At 71.4% G+C, this 16,531-nt stretch carries 16 protein-coding genes and 1 pseudogene; 10 read left to right on the forward strand and 7 right to left on the reverse strand.

Features of this window, described 5'->3' with window-relative positions; all coding sequences use genetic code 11:
• From ACFVWD_RS01530 to ACFVWD_RS01545, 4 genes and pseudogenes are all read left to right on the forward strand, one after another.
• A pseudogene (locus tag ACFVWD_RS01530) lies at nucleotides 1-237 on the forward strand (slipin family protein); the annotation flags it as partial.
• A gap of 246 nt (nucleotides 238-483) precedes the next feature.
• The gene (locus ACFVWD_RS01535; protein WP_389593254.1) at nucleotides 484-1,566 is read left to right on the forward strand and encodes a S1 family peptidase; all 1,083 of its coding nucleotides are present in this window, start codon (nucleotides 484-486) and stop codon (nucleotides 1,564-1,566) included.
• A gap of 190 nt (nucleotides 1,567-1,756) precedes the next feature.
• The gene (locus ACFVWD_RS01540) at nucleotides 1,757-5,344 is read left to right on the forward strand and encodes a DNA polymerase III subunit alpha (RefSeq protein WP_389593255.1); all 3,588 of its coding nucleotides are present in this window, start codon (nucleotides 1,757-1,759) and stop codon (nucleotides 5,342-5,344) included.
• The gene (locus tag ACFVWD_RS01545) at nucleotides 5,341-6,315 is read left to right on the forward strand and encodes a hypothetical protein (protein ID WP_389593257.1); all 975 of its coding nucleotides are present in this window, start codon (nucleotides 5,341-5,343) and stop codon (nucleotides 6,313-6,315) included. The genes ACFVWD_RS01540 and ACFVWD_RS01545 overlap by 4 nt, the downstream gene beginning before the upstream one ends.
• Before the next feature lie 17 nt (nucleotides 6,316-6,332).
• On the opposite strand, the gene ACFVWD_RS01550 is transcribed toward ACFVWD_RS01545, so the two are convergent.
• On the reverse strand, nucleotides 6,333-6,707 hold the full coding sequence (locus ACFVWD_RS01550; RefSeq protein WP_389593258.1) for a cupin domain-containing protein: 375 nt from the start codon (nucleotides 6,705-6,707) through the stop codon (nucleotides 6,333-6,335).
• A gap of 93 nt (nucleotides 6,708-6,800) precedes the next feature.
• Here ACFVWD_RS01550 and ACFVWD_RS01555 point away from each other — a divergent pair, with 93 nt between their 5' ends.
• The gene (locus ACFVWD_RS01555) at nucleotides 6,801-7,244 is read left to right on the forward strand and encodes a MarR family winged helix-turn-helix transcriptional regulator (RefSeq protein ID WP_389593259.1); all 444 of its coding nucleotides are present in this window, start codon (nucleotides 6,801-6,803) and stop codon (nucleotides 7,242-7,244) included.
• A 183-nt stretch (nucleotides 7,245-7,427) separates the two neighbouring features.
• Nucleotides 7,428-8,285 carry an esterase/lipase family protein gene (locus ACFVWD_RS01560; RefSeq protein WP_389593261.1) on the forward strand — a complete coding sequence of 286 codons (858 nt, stop codon included), beginning with the start codon at nucleotides 7,428-7,430 and terminating at the stop codon, nucleotides 8,283-8,285.
• Between the two features lie 61 nt (nucleotides 8,286-8,346).
• On the opposite strand, the gene ACFVWD_RS01565 is transcribed toward ACFVWD_RS01560, so the two are convergent.
• Nucleotides 8,347-9,432 (reverse strand): lytic polysaccharide monooxygenase, encoded by a 1,086-nt coding sequence (locus ACFVWD_RS01565; protein ID WP_389593263.1) that lies wholly within the window; start codon nucleotides 9,430-9,432, stop codon nucleotides 8,347-8,349.
• Nucleotides 9,433-9,603: 171 nt separating this feature from the next.
• Here ACFVWD_RS01565 and ACFVWD_RS01570 point away from each other — a divergent pair, with 171 nt between their 5' ends.
• Complete coding sequence (locus ACFVWD_RS01570; RefSeq protein ID WP_389593265.1) at nucleotides 9,604-10,065, forward strand: GNAT family N-acetyltransferase; 462 nt, start codon at nucleotides 9,604-9,606, stop codon at nucleotides 10,063-10,065.
• Between the two features lie 52 nt (nucleotides 10,066-10,117).
• Here the strand turns inward: ACFVWD_RS01570 and ACFVWD_RS01575 are convergent, their stop codons facing one another.
• Nucleotides 10,118-10,252, reverse strand: coding sequence for a hypothetical protein (locus ACFVWD_RS01575; RefSeq protein WP_282190303.1), 135 nt, complete (start codon nucleotides 10,250-10,252; stop codon nucleotides 10,118-10,120).
• A gap of 239 nt (nucleotides 10,253-10,491) precedes the next feature.
• On the opposite strand from ACFVWD_RS01575, the gene ACFVWD_RS01580 reads away from it, so the two are divergent.
• Complete coding sequence (locus ACFVWD_RS01580; protein ID WP_389593266.1) at nucleotides 10,492-11,088, forward strand: class I SAM-dependent methyltransferase; 597 nt, start codon at nucleotides 10,492-10,494, stop codon at nucleotides 11,086-11,088.
• Between the two features lie 49 nt (nucleotides 11,089-11,137).
• Here ACFVWD_RS01580 and ACFVWD_RS01585 read toward each other — a convergent pair whose 3' ends face one another.
• Together ACFVWD_RS01585 and ACFVWD_RS01590 are read right to left on the reverse strand one after the other, a co-directional pair.
• Complete coding sequence (locus ACFVWD_RS01585) at nucleotides 11,138-11,638, reverse strand: DUF402 domain-containing protein (RefSeq protein WP_389593268.1); 501 nt, start codon at nucleotides 11,636-11,638, stop codon at nucleotides 11,138-11,140.
• Complete coding sequence (locus ACFVWD_RS01590) at nucleotides 11,619-12,548, reverse strand: GNAT family N-acetyltransferase (protein WP_389593270.1); 930 nt, start codon at nucleotides 12,546-12,548, stop codon at nucleotides 11,619-11,621. The genes ACFVWD_RS01585 and ACFVWD_RS01590 overlap by 20 nt, the downstream gene beginning before the upstream one ends.
• 71 nt (nucleotides 12,549-12,619) lie before the next feature.
• Here ACFVWD_RS01590 and ACFVWD_RS01595 point away from each other — a divergent pair, with 71 nt between their 5' ends.
• Complete coding sequence (locus tag ACFVWD_RS01595; protein ID WP_054231064.1) at nucleotides 12,620-12,988, forward strand: GntR family transcriptional regulator; 369 nt, start codon at nucleotides 12,620-12,622, stop codon at nucleotides 12,986-12,988.
• Nucleotides 12,989-13,010: 22 nt separating this feature from the next.
• Here ACFVWD_RS01595 and ACFVWD_RS01600 read toward each other — a convergent pair whose 3' ends face one another.
• Nucleotides 13,011-13,772, reverse strand: a complete 762-nt coding sequence (locus ACFVWD_RS01600) for a DUF72 domain-containing protein (RefSeq protein WP_389593271.1) — start codon at nucleotides 13,770-13,772, stop codon at nucleotides 13,011-13,013.
• Nucleotides 13,773-13,807: 35 nt separating this feature from the next.
• Entirely contained in the window at nucleotides 13,808-14,902 is a 1,095-nt protein-coding gene (locus tag ACFVWD_RS01605) for a DUF5925 domain-containing protein (RefSeq protein ID WP_168490266.1), read from the reverse strand.
• A gap of 158 nt (nucleotides 14,903-15,060) precedes the next feature.
• Here ACFVWD_RS01605 and ACFVWD_RS01610 point away from each other — a divergent pair, with 158 nt between their 5' ends.
• Entirely contained in the window at nucleotides 15,061-16,482 is a 1,422-nt protein-coding gene (locus ACFVWD_RS01610; RefSeq protein ID WP_389593273.1) for a xylan 1,4-beta-xylosidase, read from the forward strand.
• Nucleotides 16,483-16,531: the final 49 nt, after the last annotated feature.

Consider the following 16,531-nt stretch of genomic DNA (forward strand, 5'->3'; position numbering starts at 1 on the left):
CTGCGGCTGCTGCAGACCGTGGTGGCGGTCGCCGCCGAGAAGAACTCCACCCTCGTCCTCCCCTTCCCGGTGGAACTGCTGCGGTTCCTGGAACGGGCGCAGCAGCCGGCCGCGCCGGCGCCCGAGCAGCCGGTGCGGGCATCGGAAGGCGTCGAGCAATCGGTGCAGGAGCAACCGTCTTCCCTCGCGCCCCCGTTGGAATCGGACCCCGAAGGGTCGAAAACCAGACAGGACTAGACCTCACGGGCTGCACATAGGTCACTCGCGCTCGGTGTTTGCACTGCGAACGCACAGGGTGCGATCACGCAGGGTCAAGGTGCCGGGGGCGTACGCCCGTTGCTGTATGCGCGTCCTGAAGTCGACCTTGTGAGCCACCTGTGGGTCTCGGAATAGTGGGCGCCCGTACGCCTTTCGATTCCGTACGCCTTCCGGCCCCGGAGGTCCCCACGACCTCCCGGGCCGCCCCCCACAGGAGGACGCGAAGTGAAGCACCGACGTATATCCGGGCGGCGCGCAGCCGTGGCAGGCGCGAGTGTCGCCGCCCTGGTCGCCGCGGGAGTCACCTTCCAGACTGCGAACGCGAGCGAGACGCAGAAGAGCGCGGCGCCCCGGCCGCTCTCGATCACGGCGGCCGGAAAGCTCGCCTCGACGCTCGGCAAGGACCTGGGTCCCGACGCGGCGGGAACGTATTACGACGCGAAGGCCGGGCACCTCGTCGTCAACGTGCTCGACCGGGCCGCGGCGCGTGTCGTCGAGGCGGCCGGCGCCCAGGCCAGAATCGTCGAGAACTCCCTCGCCGAACTGGCGAGCGCCCGTACCACCCTCAAGAAGGACGCGACCATCCCCGGCACGTCCTGGGCGGCCGACCCGGGGACCAACAAGGTCGTCGTCACCGCCGACCGCACGGTCGGGGGCAGGGCCCTCGCCCGGCTGACCAAGGTCGTCGACGGTCTCGGCGCCAAGGCCGAACTCCAGCGCACGAAGGGGGAGTTCAAGACCTTCATCGCGGGCGGCGACGCGATCACCGGCTCCGGCGGGCGCTGCTCGCTCGGCTTCAACGTGGTCAAGGGCGGCCAGCCGTACTTCATCACCGCCGGGCACTGCACCCGGGCGATCTCCACCTGGTCGGACGCCGGCGGCAAGGAGATCGGCACGAACGAGCAGTCCAGCTTTCCCGGCAACGACTTCGGTCTGGTCAAGTACACCTCGACGGTCGACCACCCGAGCGAGGTCGATCTCTACAACGGCTCCGCGCAGCCCATCACCCAGGCGGGTGCGGCGAGCGTCGGGCAGTCGGTGACGCGCAGCGGTTCGACGACCCAGGTGCACAGCGGCACGGTCACCGGCCTGGACGCCACCGTGAACTACGGCAACGGCGACATCGTCGACGGACTCATCCAGACCGACGTCTGCGCCGAGCCCGGTGACAGCGGCGGCTCGCTCTTCTCGGGCTCCACGGCCATCGGCCTCACCTCGGGCGGCAGTGGCGACTGCACCTCGGGCGGCGAGACCTTCTTCCAGCCGGTCACCGAGGCGCTGTCGGCCTTCGGCGCCCAGATCGGCTGACGCGATCCGTCCTGCCTGCTCAGGGCCGGGTGACCGGTGTTTGCGCAGGTGGGACGGGCTCGAATGGATGTCGCACACTTGTTCGGAAATTGGTCTATGGTGGGGGTGAGGTAATTGGGAACTAATGTTCGAGAGCCTGGTGAGAGGGCCCTCGGACACGAATGGATACGGACGGGTACGGGAGGTGCGTGTGCCGGGGTTCACGCATCTGCACACCGTCTCCGGGTTCTCCCTGCGGTACGGGGCCTCGCACCCGGAGCGGCTGGCCGAGCGTGCCTCGGAGCGGGGCATGGACGCCCTCGCGCTCACCGACCGGGACAGCCTCGCGGGCACGGTCCGGTTCGCCAAGGCCTGTGCGAAGGCGGGTGTCCGTCCACTGTTCGGGGCGGACCTCGCGGTCGAGGCTCCCGCCCGGGAGACGAGGGCTTCCGCCCGGACGGCGGGGGCCTCCGCCTCCCGGGCGGCCGGGGCCTCCGCGCCGACGGGCGGGGCTTCCGCCCGGACGGCAGGGGAGCTCGCGCGAGGGAACGGGGAGCCCGTACGAGGGGAAAGGCGCCGCGCCCCGGTCCGTGGCGGTGCCTTCATCGACGAGTCGACTCCTCGGGTGACCTTCCTCGCCCGGGACGGCGCGGCCGGCTGGGCCGACCTCTGCAGAATCGTTACGGCGGCGCATGCGGGCGGCGGTCCCGACAGCGGCCCGGGGCAGCAGCCCCTGCTGCTCCGGCCGGACAACCACGCCGAAGGACTGACCGTACTACTCGGCCCCGCCTCCGACGTCGGCCACGCACTCGCCGCGGGGCGCCCCGACCGCGCCGCGAAGCTGCTCGCGCCCTGGCGGGAGATCTACGGCGACGCCCTGCGCCTCGAAGCCGTCTGGCACGGCCGCGAGGGCACCGGGCCGGGGTCTCTGCGGCTCGCCGCCCGCACCGTCGGCTTCGCCGCCGAACAGCGGGTGCGGCCGGTGCTCAGCAATGCCGTCCGGTACGCCGACCCGGGCCTCGGTCCGGTCGCCGACGTCCTGGACGCCGCCCGCCGCCTCGTCCCCGTCGATCCCCGGCGCGAGCTGGACTCCGGCGAGGCCTGGCTCAAGGGCGAGGCCGCCATGCTGGGCGCCGCCGAACGGATCGTCGAGGCCGCGGGCTACCGCCGTGACACCGCGTACCGTCTGCTCGAACAGACCCAGGCCGCCGCCGCCGAGTGCCTCGTCGACCCCGAGGACGACCTCGGCATCGGCACCGTCCACTTCCCCGAGCCGCACCTCGTCGGCGCGGGCCGGCGCACCGCCCAGCGCGTCCTGGCCTCCCGGGCGGCGGCGGGCATGGTGCTGCGCGGATACGACAGCAAGCGGGCCTACTGGGAGCGGATGCACCGCGAGCTGGACATCATCGCCCATCACGACTTCGCCTCCTACTTCCTGACGGTCGCCCAGGTCGTGGACGACGTACGGCAGATGGGCATCCGGGTCGCCGCGCGCGGCTCCGGCGCGGGCTCCCTCGTCAACCACCTCCTCGGCATCGCGCACGCCGATCCGGTCGAGCACGGGCTGCTGATGGAACGCTTCCTGTCCAAGCGACGCTCGGTGCTGCCCGACATCGACATCGACGTGGAGTCCGCGCGCCGGCTGGAGGTCTACCGCGCGATCATCGACCGGTTCGGCACCGAGCGGGTCGCGACCGTCTCGATGCCCGAGACCTACCGGGTGCGGCACGCCGTCCGCGATGTGGGCGCCGCGCTCTCCATGGATCCGGCCGACATCGACCGGATCGCCAAGTCCTTCCCGCACATCCGCGCCCGCGACGCCCGCGCGGCGATGGACGAACTGCCCGAACTGCGGGAGCTGGCACGGGAGTTTCAGCGCAAAGGGGAGAAGTACGGACGGCTGTGGGAGCTGGTCGAGTCCCTCGACGCCCTCCCGCGCGGTATCGCCATGCACCCGTGCGGGGTGCTCCTCTCCGACGCCTCCCTGCTCGCCCGTACACCGGTCGTGCCGACCAGTGGCGAGGGCTTCCCCATGTCGCAGTTCGACAAGGAGGACGTCGAGGACCTCGGGCTGCTCAAGCTCGATGTGCTGGGCGTGCGGATGCAGTCCGCGATGGCGCACGCGGTGGCCGAGGTGCGGCGGGCCACGGGGGACCGGCCGGACATCGACGCGGTGGCGCCGGGCGACCCGGCGACCTATCGGCTCATCCAGTCCGCCGAGACGCTGGGCTGTTTCCAGATCGAGTCGCCCGGCCAGCGCGACCTGGTCGGACGGCTGCAGCCCGCGACCTTCCACGACCTCGTCGTCGACATCTCGCTCTTCCGGCCGGGACCGGTCGCCGCCGACATGGTGCGGCCGTTCATCGAGGCGCGGCACGGGCGGGCGCCGATCCGCTATCCGCACCCGGACCTGGAGGGACCGCTGAAGGAGACCTACGGCGTCGTGGTCTTCCACGAGCAGATCATCGACATCGTCGACATCATGACCGGCTGCGGACGTGACGAGGCGGACCGGGTGCGGCGCGGGCTGTCCGACGCTGAGGCGCAGGGGCGGATCCGGTTCTGGTTCGCACAGAACGCGGCGGCCAAGGGGTATGACGCCGAGACCATCGCGCGGACCTGGGAGATCGTCGAGGCCTTCGGGTCGTACGGCTTCTGCAAGGCGCACGCGGTCGCCTTCGCCGTGCCGACGTACCAGTCGGCGTGGCTGAAGGCCCATCACCCGGCCGCTTTCTATGCCGGGTTGCTCACGCACGACCCCGGGATGTATCCGAAGCGGCTGCTGCTGGCGGACGCGCGGCGGCGGGGGGTGCCGGTCCTGCCGTTGGACGTGAACCGGTCGGCGGTCGCCCACCGTATCGAACTGGTGTCTGAATCGGCTGGCTCCGCCGGCCGCTGGGGTGTCCGCCTCGCCCTCTCCGACGTGCACGGCATCAGCGAGGCCGAGGCGGCGCGGATCGCGGACGGACAGCCGTACGCCTCCCTGCTCGACTTCTGGGAGCGGGCCCGGCCGAGCAGGCCGCTCGCACAGCGGCTCGCGCAGGTCGGCGCGCTGGACGCGTTCGGCGCCAACCGGCGTGACCTGCAACTGCACCTGACCGAACTGCACCGGGGATCCCGGGGTGCGGGCGGCGGCCAACTCCCCCTGTCCGGTGGGCGGAAGACCGCCTCCGCCGGGCTGCCCGACCTCTCCTCGGCCGAGCGGCTCAGCGCCGAACTGGGCGTGTTGTCGATGGACGCCTCGCGCAATCTGATGGACGACCACCGGGAGTTCCTGGAGGAGCTGGGCGTGGTGACGGCACGCCGGCTGCGGGAGGCGCGGCACGGAGAGACGGTCCTGGTCGCGGGCGCCAAGGCGGCCACCCAGACCCCGCCGATCCGCTCCGGCAAACGCGTCATCTTCACCACCCTGGACGACGGCACCGGCCTGGTCGACCTCGCCTTCTTCGACGACTCCCACGACGCCTGCGCCCACACCGTCTTCCACTCCTGGCTGCTGCTGGTGCGCGGAGTGGTGCAGCGCCGGGGCCCGCGCAGCCTCAGTGTGGTGGGCGCGGCGGCCTGGAACCTCGCCGAACTGGTCGAGCTGCGCGCCGAGGGCGGCCTCGACGTGGTGGCGGCGCGGCTGGCGGAGCCCGTACCGGAGCCCCTGCCGGAGGGGGAGGGCGCGAAGGAGAGCCGGAAGATCCGGATGCCCACGGGGTACGAGATGCACCCCTGGGCCGATCTGCGTCCCGCGGGCGAAGGGCCCGCGGGGGGAAAGAAGTTGTGGCACCAGAGTCCGGGGAGTGCGGGATGACCATCCTCTGTGTACGTTTCCAGCTGCCTCCGATGTACGAGGCCGCCCTGCCGGGGCTCCTCGGACTGTTGGAGGAGTTCACCCCCGTCATCGAGGCGCTGCCGCCCGACGGCGCGCTGGTCGATCTGCGGGGCGCCGAAAGGTACTTCGGGCGGACCGCCGTGGAGTTCGCCTCGCTGATCCGGGTACGGGCACTCGCCCGGTACGGGGTCGACTGCGCGATCGGTGCCGGGCCCGGGCCGATGCTCGCGCGGATGGCACTGCGGGAGGCCGTGCCCGGAGTGACCCGGGTGGTGCCCGGGGAGCCGGACGCCGTCGCGGAGTTCCTCGCCGGGCGGCCCGTCGCCGCGCTGCCCGGGGTCGGCGGCGCCACCGCCCGCACCCTGTGCGAGTACGGCCTCGACACCATCGGCAAGGTCGCGGCCGCGCCCCTGTCCACGCTCCAGCGCCTGACCAGTGCCCGGACCGGCCGCGAACTGCACGAGAAGGCGTCCGGCATCGACCGCGGCCGGGTCGTCCCGAACGCCACCTCGCGCTCTCTTGCCACCGAACGCCCCTTCTCCCGCGACGAGTTGGACCCGTCCCTGCACCGCCGCGCGCTGCTCTCCGCCACCGAGGAACTGGGCACCCGGCTGCGCGCCCTGGAGAAGATCTGCCGCACTCTGACCCTCACCGTCCGCTACGCCGACCGCTCCTCGACCACCCGCAGCCGCACCCTCAAGGAACCGACCGCCCACTCCTCGGCGCTCACCGCCACCGCGTACGCCCTGTACGAGGCGCTCGGCCTCCAGCGCGCCCGGGTTCGCGCGATCGGCCTGCGCGCCGAGGGCCTCACCCCCGCCGGACAGGCCTCCCACCAGCTCACCTTCGACCCCGTGGACGAGAAGGCCCGCCGCATCGAGGAGGTGGCGGACCGCGCGCGAGCGAAGTTCGGCCCGCATGCGGTGATGCCGGGCACGCTGGCGGCGTAACTCCTCCCAGGCGTATGTCAGTTGGCCCACGGAGGGGTGATGCGGGTGCCGTCCGACAACTCCGCCGTCAGGCCGATGGGCGTGGTGACCCAGGTGATCACGGTCCGGTCGGTCGGGTTCTCGGCGCCGAAGGTCGCCCCGGGGTTGATGATCAGCGTGTCGCCCGCGGTGACCCGCTCGGTGCGCCCGTCGAGCGTGATCACCAGCTCGCCCTCGAGGATGTGGAGGATCTCCTCGCGGCCGACGGTGTGCAGGGGCGCTTTGGTGCCGGCGGGGATCTCGCCCCGCCAGGCGCACAGTTCCTTGCTGCCGGTGCCGGGATGGGCGTACGAGACGAAGCGGGCGCCGTGCATCTCGTGGACGACGGCATCGGACGGGTGGATGACGGGCACGACTGCCTCCTGGGCAAGTGGTCAAGGAGCTTGACTATATGGACTGATGGTCAAGCAGCTTGACCAATCCGTCAAGGGTGTTTCAATGCACCCGTGGAGAACTCCGAGGCCATGGCCCTGACCGCCGCCCTGCTCGCCGCCGCGGGCGACCTGACGCGGCGTATCAACGACGGCGTCGAAGCCCGCGGCTTCGAAGGGCGGCCCGCGTACGGCTTCGCGTTCACCCGGCTCGCCCCGGACGGCGCGACGGTCACCGACCTCGCGGCCCACCTGGGGATGACCAAGCAGGCCGCCAGCCAGCTCGTCGACGAGCTCGTGCGCAAGGGGTACGCCGAGCGGCGCCCGTACCCCGGCGACGCGCGCGCCCGGCTCGTCGTGCTGACCGAACGCGGCTGGGCCTGCACCCGGGCGGCGGAGGAGGCGGCCGCCGATGCCGTGCGGACCTGGGTCGAACTGCTCGGTGAGGGTGAAGTGCGCGTGTTGCGTGACCACTTGGCACGCATCGCGCCGTATGGTCCCATCAGGCCCGCCTGGTGATGGTTCGTCGGGTAATGGCTGGTGGCCGGGACTGACGCTGATTGGCGCCGGAAGTTTTTTACTGACGCGTAACTTCACACTTGGGCTACTCGCCCGTAACTTGACGAGTGAACAGCATCCTCGTGATCCGGATCACAGGGCGTACGTCGTCGCAACTCCCTTGAGCCGCAAGGAGATCACCCGATGCTGCCCTGGAAGCGCCTGCTCAGACCCCTCACCGCACTACTGCTGACCGCCGTGGTCGCCGTGGTCCCCGCCGCCACCGCCCACGCCGCCGCGCCGAGCAGCGGCTGGAACGACTACTCCTGCAAGCCCTCCGCCGGCCATCCCCGCCCCGTCGTCCTCGTCCACGGCACCTTCGCCAACTCGACCGACAACTGGCTGGCCTTCGCGCCGTACCTGGTGGACCGCGGGTACTGCGTCTTCTCCCTCGACTACGGGCAACTGCCCGGCGTCCCCCTCTTCAACGCCCTCGGCCCCATCGACAAGTCGGCCGAACAGCTTCAGGCATTCGTCGACAAGGTGCTCGCCGCGACCGGCGCGGCCAAGGCCGACCTCGTCGGCCACTCGCAGGGCGGCCTGATGCCCCGCTACTACCTCAAGTTCCTCGGCGGAGCCGCCAAGGTGAACACCTTCGTCGGCATCGCGCCCGACAACCACGGCACCACCCTCGACGGCCTCACCAACCTGCTGCCGTACTTCCCGGGCGCCGAGGACCTGCTGTCCGCGGCCACACCCGCGCTCGCCGACCAGATCGTCGGCTCCGCCTTCCTGACCAAACTCAACGCCGGCGGAGACACCGTCCCGGGCGTGCACTACACGGTGATCGCCACCAAGTACGACGAGGTGGTCACGCCGTACCGCTCGCAGTTCCTCACCGGATCCGACGTCCACAACGTGCTGCTGCAGGACCTGTGCCCGGTCGATCTCTCCGAGCACGCCGCGATCGGCCTCCTCGACCGGATCGCCTTCCACGAGGCGGCCAACGCCCTCGACCCGGCACACGCCACCCCCACGAACTGCGCCTCCGTGTTCAGCTGACCGCCCCGGCCGGGGCCTGTCCGACCTGAGCCGCCGGACAGGCCCCGGAGTACACCGGGAACTAGCGGTCGCGCCGGCCGCCGTTCGTCGCGCGACGGCGGACCGAGGAGAACAGCGCCGCCGCGCCCAGCGCCAGCGCGCTCGCCCCGCCGATCGCGAGGTAGGCGCTGGAGGAGTCACCGCCGGTCTCGGCGAGGTGCCGCTCCGAGACATCCGCGGCCTCGTGCCGGGCGTCGGAGCCGCCGGTGGCGGCGTCGGAGGGGTTCGTGCCGGTGGCCGGAGTGGCTGTGCCGTCGTGGTGGTCGTGCCGCACCGTCGACTTGTCGGCACCGTCGGCTATCTGCTGCTCGGAGGGCGCGGAAGCGGTGGGTGCCGGGGAGGTCGGCGCGGGGGTGGTACCGCTTCCGGTACTGCCCGTACCGCTGCTGCCCGTGCTGCCGCCGCCGGAACCGGTGTTGCCCGAACCCCCGCCACCGAAGGCGACGTCCGAGCAGGAGTAGAACGCCTCCGGACTGTCCGAGCGCTGCCAGATCGCGTAGAGGAGCTGCCTGCCCGAGCGCTGCGGCAGGGTGCCGGAGAAGGTGTAGTAGCCGTTCGTCGCGGCCGGGTCGGTCTTCGTGGCGACCGGGTGCGCCAGGTCCAGGTCGGCCCAGGCCAACGGCTTGGACGGGTCGTAACCCGCCTTGGTGATGTAGACGTTGAAGGTGCCCTTGTGCGGGGCCGTCACCCGGTATTTGAAGGTGTACGCGCCGCCGCTCACGCTCGTCGTCGGCCAGTCGGCGCGGGCCAGGTCCAGGCCCTTGAACTCGTCGTTGCCCGCACCGCACAGCTTCCCGTCGGGAATGAGCTGCTGGTGTCTGCCGTTCGCGTCGCCGATCCGGATGCCGTTCCAGTCGTACAGCGCCTGGGTGCCGCCGGCCGCGACGGCCGCCTTGCAGGCACCGGACCTCGGGCTCTCGGGATTCTCCGCGTAGCACTGGAAGACCCGGCTGACCGGGTCGCCCATCGTGCCGTGCGCGGCGGCGGGCGCCGCGGCGAGCGCGGTCAGGGCGACCGGGGCGACACCGACGGCGACCGCGACGGCGGCGGCCTTGCGGCAGTGGGGCCTCCCCTGCTCGAACGCGGTTGAGAGCTTGGGGAAAGGCATGGGGGAACTCCTCGAAGCGGACCTTCAGGTCTACGGCGGACCCCGTGGGGGGTGATCAGCAAGCTAGCCCGAAGAAACCGCGAAATCGCCTGCTGGAGCCGGGTGCGGGAGATCCTTATGGTCGGCTTAAGGGAGTGCTGAGCCTGAGCTCAGGTAGCTACCGTTCTGGCCATGACAGATGCCCTGAACGAACCGGAGACCCGCCCGGCCGTCGCCGCCGACGTCGCGGCCGTGAAGGCGGTGACCGACGCCGCGTACCACCACTACATCGAGCGCATCGGAGTGGTGCCGAAGCCCATGGAGGCGGACCATGCGGCGAACGTGGCCGCGGGGCGGGTGTTCGTCACGGGGGAGCCCGTGAGCGGCCTCGTGGTGATCGAGGCGTACGAGGACCATCTCTTCCTCGACAGCATCGCCGTCCACCCCGACGCCCATGGCAAGGGCGTCGGGCGACGGCTGCTGGCGTTCGTGGACGCACACGCGCGTGCGCTCGGGTTGTCCGAGGTCAGGCTCTACACGAACGCGATGATGTGGGAGAACCAGAAGATCTACCCGAAGTACGGGTACGAGGTCGTGGAGCGCCGCGTGGACGGACGGTACGACCGGATCCACTACCGCAAGCGGCTCGACTGACGGTTTCCGTGCCGGGGCGTGTCTCAGTGCCGGGGCGCGCGGCCCGGGCCGCTCACCCGTCCGGCCACCACGTGCGGTGGATGTCCTTGCGGACCTCCGGACGCTCGGCGGGACGCTCGTCGGCCTCGTCCCGCACTCGGCGGGACTCCGACTTCCTCAGGGGCTTCTGCACGGTCACACGGCGCATGGCTGCCTCCTTGTGCCTACCGGAATCCGCGGTTGTACGGAGGTAGACCCTTTCCGGGAGAGTTGCTCATCAGTCGGGATCTGTCTGTGGCGGCTGTCACGATTCGACTGTCAGTGGTGGGTGTCACCCTTGGGCACATGTCGGGTTACAGCGAAATGAATCCAGGTCAGAGCGGTGTCAAACCGTGTCAGAGCGGCGTGCGGCCGGAGTTCGGTGGCGCGGGCGGGGGTGCGGACCCGGTGGCCGACGCGGACCGGGTGGACTGGGACGCCGAGGCCGCCACCTTCGACGACGAGCCGGACCACGGGCTGCGCGACGCCGCCGTGCGGGAGGCCTGGGCGGAGCGGCTGCGCACCTGGCTGCCCGAGACCCCGTCCGACGTGCTCGACCTCGGCTGCGGCACCGGCAGCCTGGCGCTCCTCGCGGCCGAGCGGGGCCACCACGTCACCGGGATCGACGGAGCGCCTCGCATGGTAGACCTGGCCCGCGCCAAGCTCGCCGGACGTGACGCGGTGTTCCTCCTCGGTGACGCGACGGCACCGCCCGTCGGCGAGCAGCGGTTCGACGTCGTGCTCGTCCGGCACGTCCTGTGGGCCTTGCCCGACCCCGAGCGCGTCCTGCGGCACTGGCGCGGGCTGCTGCGCCCCGGAGGGCGGCTCGTCCTGGTCGAGGGGGTGTGGGGGACGCTGAGCCCGGTCGGCATACCCGCGGACCGGCTGGCCGCCCTGCTGGAGCCCCTGACCTCGCACCTCCGAGTGGAACGGCTGTCCGACGACGCTCGGCTGTGGGGGCGCGAGGTGGCGGACGAGCGGTACGCGGTGGTGGCCCACGTCTGACCACCGGGTACTCGACGGTCGCCGAGCGGGTATCTGCCGGGTACCAGCCCTAGCCGAGCAGCGCCTCGAAGTCGCCCTCTCGAGCCAGGAGTTCGAGCGTGTCGAGGGCGTTCCGCGCGGCGGTCGCGGCCCGCGGATCGGTGGTCGTGAGGCCGCTCGCCGCGAACTCGTCCTCGTCCAGGCGCAGTACGTCCGTGCCGTCCGCGGAGCGCCACAGGTCCAGGTCGAGGTCCTCGACGACCAGTTCGCCGCCGGAGAGGGTGGCCGGGCGGGTGATGTCGCAGTACCAGCCCTTCCGTACGCCCTCGGCGTCCCGGACCTCCTTGACCGCGTACCAGCGGTCCCGCCAGTAGTACTCGGTGAAGACATCGCCCGGCTCGAACCGTACGAAGCCGAAGTCGCGGACACCCTCGCCCGCCCACGGCGCGCGCACGGTGACGCGGGTGCCGTCGTCGGCGAGCAGCTCGGCGGGGTAACGGATCTTCGTGCGGCCGGACTTGACGAGGACGACCTCCACGGTGCGGGGCGCGTCAGGCGAGTTCGCGGACATACCGCACCTCCGCCCCGCAGATCTCGTAGCCGAACCACTTGTTGATCGCGATCATCGGTTCGTTACCGGCGTCGTTGCCCGTGAACGCCTCCGTGTATCCGGCGGCGCGGGCGCGGTGCAGCGAGTCGTTCTTGGCGAGCTTGGCGAGGCCGCGACCGCGGAACGCGGCGGCGGTGCCCGTCATCACGGTGCCGTAGCGGGTGCCGCCGTCCGTGCGGGCCGCGCTGAACGCCGCCGGGCGGCCGTCGACGAGCGCGACCGTGGTCAGCTCGGCACTGAACAGGGGATGGTGCCAGGTCTCCTGGAGCCAGGCCTGGTAGTCCGTGAACTCGTGGGGGATGTCGCTGGGCTCGTCCGCCATCGTCTCCGCGTCCAGGGCGAACAGGGGGCGCGGGTCGTCGGCGAAGTCCGAGCCCTTGCGCAGCTCGACGCCCGGCGGCGGGTCCTGGAGCGGCGGCAGGGTGCCGCCCGCCAGGTCGAGGCGGAGGAAGTGGGCGGAGCGGCTCGCGTGGTAGCCGTGCTTGTCGGCGAACGCGCGGTTGCCCGGCTCGTCCAGGACCCAGGCGAAGAGCTTGGTCGCGCCCAGGGCCGCCAGGTGCTCCTCGGCGGTGCGCACCAGGAGCGAGCCCGCGCCCCGACGGATGCGGCCGGGGTCGACGTACACGTTGAGGTAGCCCTGATTCGGCTCCGCGCTGTCGTGCGCGATGCCGACCTGGGCCGTGCCGACCGGTTCGCCGTCCTGCTCCGCGAGCAGCGGACGGTAGTGGGCGTCGGGGTGCGCGTGCGTGACGTCGTACGCGATGGAGTCAGGTGTGTACAGCACGAAGGGGAGTGCGCGGTTGCGGATGTGGGCGAAGCCCTCGGTGTGCCGCCGGTCGTCCGGGCGGACGTCGCTGATGATCACAGTCATGGAGTCGAACGCTACGCGCGAGGTGTGTTCGAGTGCCTCTCATTTTCCTTCCCGTACGGGACAATCGCTCCGTGACGCTGAAGATCCACATCGATGAGGGGGCCGCGCCCTACGAACAGGTGCGTGCCCAGATCTCCGAGCAGGCGCGGTCCGGTGCGCTGCCGGTCGGCTACAAGCTGCCCACCGTGCGGGGGCTGGCCGAGGAGCTCGGCCTCGCCGCCAACACGGTCGCCAAGGCCTACCGGGCGCTGGAGTCGGACGGGGTGATCGAGACGCGCGGCCGCAACGGGACGTTCGTCGCCGCCGCGGGCTCGGCGGCGGAGCGTGAAGCGGCGTCGGCCGCACAGGCGTACGCCGAGCGCGTCCACCGCCTCGGCCTCTCGGAGTCCGCCGCGCTGGACGCCGTACGGGATGCCCTGCGGGCGGCTTACGGGAGCTAGCCCTTCTCTGTTTCCGGGTGCTTCAGAGGTGGTCCGGTGTCCGGGTCACCGTCAGGCCCGCCGCCGTCGCCGCCCGGGCGAAGGCCACCGCGTCCCGGACGGCCGCCGCGTACGGGTCGTTGTTGAAGTACGCGTACACCTCGTGGTCGTCGGACCAGGTGTCCGTGACGCGTCGTACCCAGGTCGTCAGGGACTGCCGGCCGTAGCGGGGCCACGGCTGGGCGCGGCCCTCGTGGAAGCGGACGTAGCCCCAGTCGGCGGTCCGCCACAGGGGCGTCACGGGGTGGGCCAGCACATCGGCCCAGCAGAGGGCGGCGCCCCGTGACTCCAGTACCTTGCGCACCTCCGGTGTCCACCAGGAGTCGTGGCGCGGTTCGACCGCGACCCGGACGCCGGCGGGGAAGCGGCCCAGGCACTCGTCGAGAAGGGCGGGGTCGGCGTGCAGCGTGGGCGGGAGCTGGAGCAGGACCGGGCCCAGGCGGTCACCGAGCCCGGCGGCATGGCCCAGCAGCCGGCCGACCGGCTCCGCCGGGTCGCGCAGCCGTTTGATGTGCGTCAGATAGCGGCTCGCCTTGAGAGCGACGACGAAGTCCGGCGGGGTGCGCTCCCGCCAGCTCTCGAAGGTCTCGTGCGTCGGCAGCCGGTAGAAGGCGTTGTTGATCTCGACCGTGGCGAACCGCGCCGCGTACTCCTCCAGCCAGAGCCGCATCGGCACCCCGTCCGGGTACAGGACGCCGCGCCAGTCCTTGTACTGCCACCCCGACGTGCCGACGAACAGGGTCATAAAGCCATCAAAGCACCGCACGCAGTGCCCGGCAGCTACAGATACAGCCCCGCGTCCGCGCCCTCCCGCTGGTCCGGCACCGACGTCGGCGTCGTGCCCCGGCGCAGCGCGTACAGCTCGGCCAGGGTCGCCCCGTCGCGGCCGACGCCCTCCTCCGTGCCCAGCCAGCTCACCGCCTCCGGGCGGGTCAGCGCGCCGACCTCGATCCGGGCGAGACAGCGGCCGGGGCGGACCACGGCGGGGTGGAGGCGCTCAAGGTCCTCGTTGGTCGTGACGCCCACGAGCACGTTGCGGCCCTGGCCGAGGAGCCCGTCGGTGAGGTTGAGCAGCCGCGAGAGCGCCTGGCCCGCGGTGTGCTTGGCCTCGCCGCGGATCAGCTCGTCGCAGTCCTCCAGCAGGAGCAGCCGCCAGCGGCCCTTGCCCGTACCGTCCTCCTCGCCGATCGCGATGTCCATCAGATAGCCGACGTCGGAGAAGAGCCGCTCCGGGTCGAGGACGCAGTCCACCTGGCACCAGTCGCGCCAGGAACGGGCCAGGGTGCGCAGGGCCGAGGTCTTGCCCGTGCCGGGCGGGCCGTGCAGCAGCAACAGCCGGCCCGCGATGTCCTCGGGCGTCGTCTTCATCAGCCGGTCCATGGCGTCCGCCACCGGCCCGGTGTAGTTCGGCCGCACCTCCTCCCACGTACCCGCGGAGATCTGCCGGGTGGTGCGGTGCGGGCCGCGGCGCGGGGAGACGTACCAGAACCCCATCGTCACGTTCTCCGGCTGGGGTTCGGGTTCGTCCGCCGCCCCGTCCGTCGCCTGGTCGAGGATCTTGGCGGCCAGTTCGGTGCTGGTCGCGGTGACCGTGACGTCGGCGCCGCGGTTCCAGCGGGACACCAGCAGGGTCCAGCCGTCGCCCTCGGCGAGCGTGGCGCTGCGGTCGTCGTCGCGGGCCGAGCGCAGCACGCGGGCGCCCGGCGGGAGGAGCGTCGCCCCGGACCGTACGCGGTCGATGTTCGCCGCGTGCGAGTGCGGCTGCTCGCCCGTCGCGAAGCGGCCGAGGAACAGCGCGTCGACGACGTCCGACGGCGAGTCGCTGTCGTCGACGTTGAGCCGGATCGGCAGTGCGTCGTGTGGGTTGGCAGACATGCCGCCATGATCCGTCACGCGGGCGCCCCGTGCACCCGGTTTCCGCGGTGCGTCCTGTGTGTCGGCTGTGTCGGTCCGTGTCCCCTCCGTCCTGTTACACGGCTGTGGTCTTACAAGACCTGTCCCACGGCCGATCCCCGCCGTTACTGTTGCCCTTGATGGGACGTCATGGGTGGAATTCGGGGGCACGGCGGTGGCGGCTCACCGCGCTGCTCGGCGTGGGAGTGGCCGCTCTGGCCCTGGTGGTGACCTTGCTCAACACCCTGCCCGGAGGCGGCGCGAGCACCGCGGGCACCACCCGCGACGGGGACAAGGTGCACGGCACCCCCGTCACCCCGCCCGAAACCCCGCAACCCGAGGTGGGCTGGGGTTTCACCCACACCCAGTACAGCGCCGACCAGGGCAGTGACACGGCCACCCAGCGCGTCGAGGGGCTGCTGCAGAAGCAGTCGCTGCCGCAGATCCAGCACATCATGGGCTGGGGGGCGGGCAACCCCGAACCCTCCAAGGGGCGCTACGACTTCTCGGAGATGGACCGCCGTATCGACTTCATGCGGAAGTCCGGCGGGACCCCGGTCGTCACCCTGTGCTGCTCCCCGGACTGGATGAAGGGCGGCAAGGCCGGCGCGAACAACACGAACTGGAGCCAGGCCGCCCTGGAGACCGCCCCGGACCGCGCCCACTACGCGGACTTCGCCGCGCTCGCCGCGACCGTCGCCAAGCGCTATCCGGACGTGCGTCACTTCATCGTCTGGAACGAGTTCAAGGGCTTCTGGAACGACAGCAAGGGCCGCTGGGACTACGAGGGCTACACCGAGCTCTACAACCTCGTCTACAAGGCACTGAAGAAGGTCGACAAGGACATCCAGGTCGGCGGGCCCTACCTCGTCATGGACAGCGTCGACCCGCGCCAGACGGAGAACGCGTCGACGACCCTGAAGGGCACCTGGGGCACCATGGACCAGCGGGTCCTCGACGCCTTCGACTACTGGAACAAGAACAAGGTGGGCGCCGACTTCGTGGTCGTCGACGGCTCCAGCTACACCAAGGACGACGACCTGCTCCCGAACGAGTTCGCGGCCACCGACAAGTTCACCGCCGTCAGCCGGTGGGTGCGCGAGCAGACCCACGGCCTGCCGCTGTGGTGGGCCGAGTACTACGTGGAGCCCGCCGACGGCAACGACGAGCGTACGGGCTGGTCCGAGGCCCACCGCGGCGCCGTCCAGGCCGCCGGCCTGATCGCGATGGCCGGCGGCGGCGCCACCTCCGGCTTCTACTGGAACCCGGAGAAGGAGAAGGGCACCGACTGCGCGGGCTGCCTGTGGACGCCGACCGACAGTGCCGGCGGCGGCGCGGCCCTGCCCATGCTCGACCTCGTCTCCCGCTTCAGCCGGGCGTTCGCACCCGGCACCAAGTACGCGACGGTGTCCGTGGCCCCCGACGACATGCCCAACGTCCGCGTCCTCGCCACCGACAAGGCCGTCCTCGTCGTCAACACCCTCAACCGGTCCATCAACGCGCAGGTGGACGGCAAGCGGTTCGACATGAAGGCCTACGAAGTGAAGTGGCTCACCCGCTGAACCCGTGATCCCGGGTCCGGGTGAGCCACTCCGCCTGGCTGGACCTCGT

Origin of the sequence: Streptomyces sp. NPDC058086 (assembly GCF_042885015.1) — a bacterium.
Taxonomy (GTDB): domain Bacteria; phylum Actinomycetota; class Actinomycetes; order Streptomycetales; family Streptomycetaceae; genus Streptomyces.

Excerpts from the sequence above, each read along its gene's own strand:
- ACFVWD_RS01585 (WP_389593268.1), bottom strand. The coding sequence starts at position 11,638 with ATGTCCGCGAACTCGCCTGACGCGCCCCGCACCGTGGAGGTCGTCCTC.
- ACFVWD_RS01545 (WP_389593257.1), top strand. The coding sequence starts at position 5,341 with ATGACCATCCTCTGTGTACGTTTCCAGCTGCCTCCGATGTACGAGGCC.
- ACFVWD_RS01590 (WP_389593270.1), bottom strand. The coding sequence starts at position 12,548 with ATGACTGTGATCATCAGCGACGTCCGCCCGGACGACCGGCGGCACACC.
- ACFVWD_RS01575 (WP_282190303.1), bottom strand. The coding sequence starts at position 10,252 with ATGCGCCGTGTGACCGTGCAGAAGCCCCTGAGGAAGTCGGAGTCCCGC.
- ACFVWD_RS01570 (WP_389593265.1), top strand. The coding sequence starts at position 9,604 with ATGACAGATGCCCTGAACGAACCGGAGACCCGCCCGGCCGTCGCCGCC.
- ACFVWD_RS01605 (WP_168490266.1), bottom strand. The coding sequence starts at position 14,902 with ATGTCTGCCAACCCACACGACGCACTGCCGATCCGGCTCAACGTCGAC.
- ACFVWD_RS01610 (WP_389593273.1), top strand. The coding sequence starts at position 15,061 with ATGGGACGTCATGGGTGGAATTCGGGGGCACGGCGGTGGCGGCTCACC.
- ACFVWD_RS01560 (WP_389593261.1), top strand. The coding sequence starts at position 7,428 with ATGCTGCCCTGGAAGCGCCTGCTCAGACCCCTCACCGCACTACTGCTG.
- ACFVWD_RS01600 (WP_389593271.1), bottom strand. The coding sequence starts at position 13,772 with ATGACCCTGTTCGTCGGCACGTCGGGGTGGCAGTACAAGGACTGGCGC.
- ACFVWD_RS01565 (WP_389593263.1), bottom strand. The coding sequence starts at position 9,432 with ATGCCTTTCCCCAAGCTCTCAACCGCGTTCGAGCAGGGGAGGCCCCAC.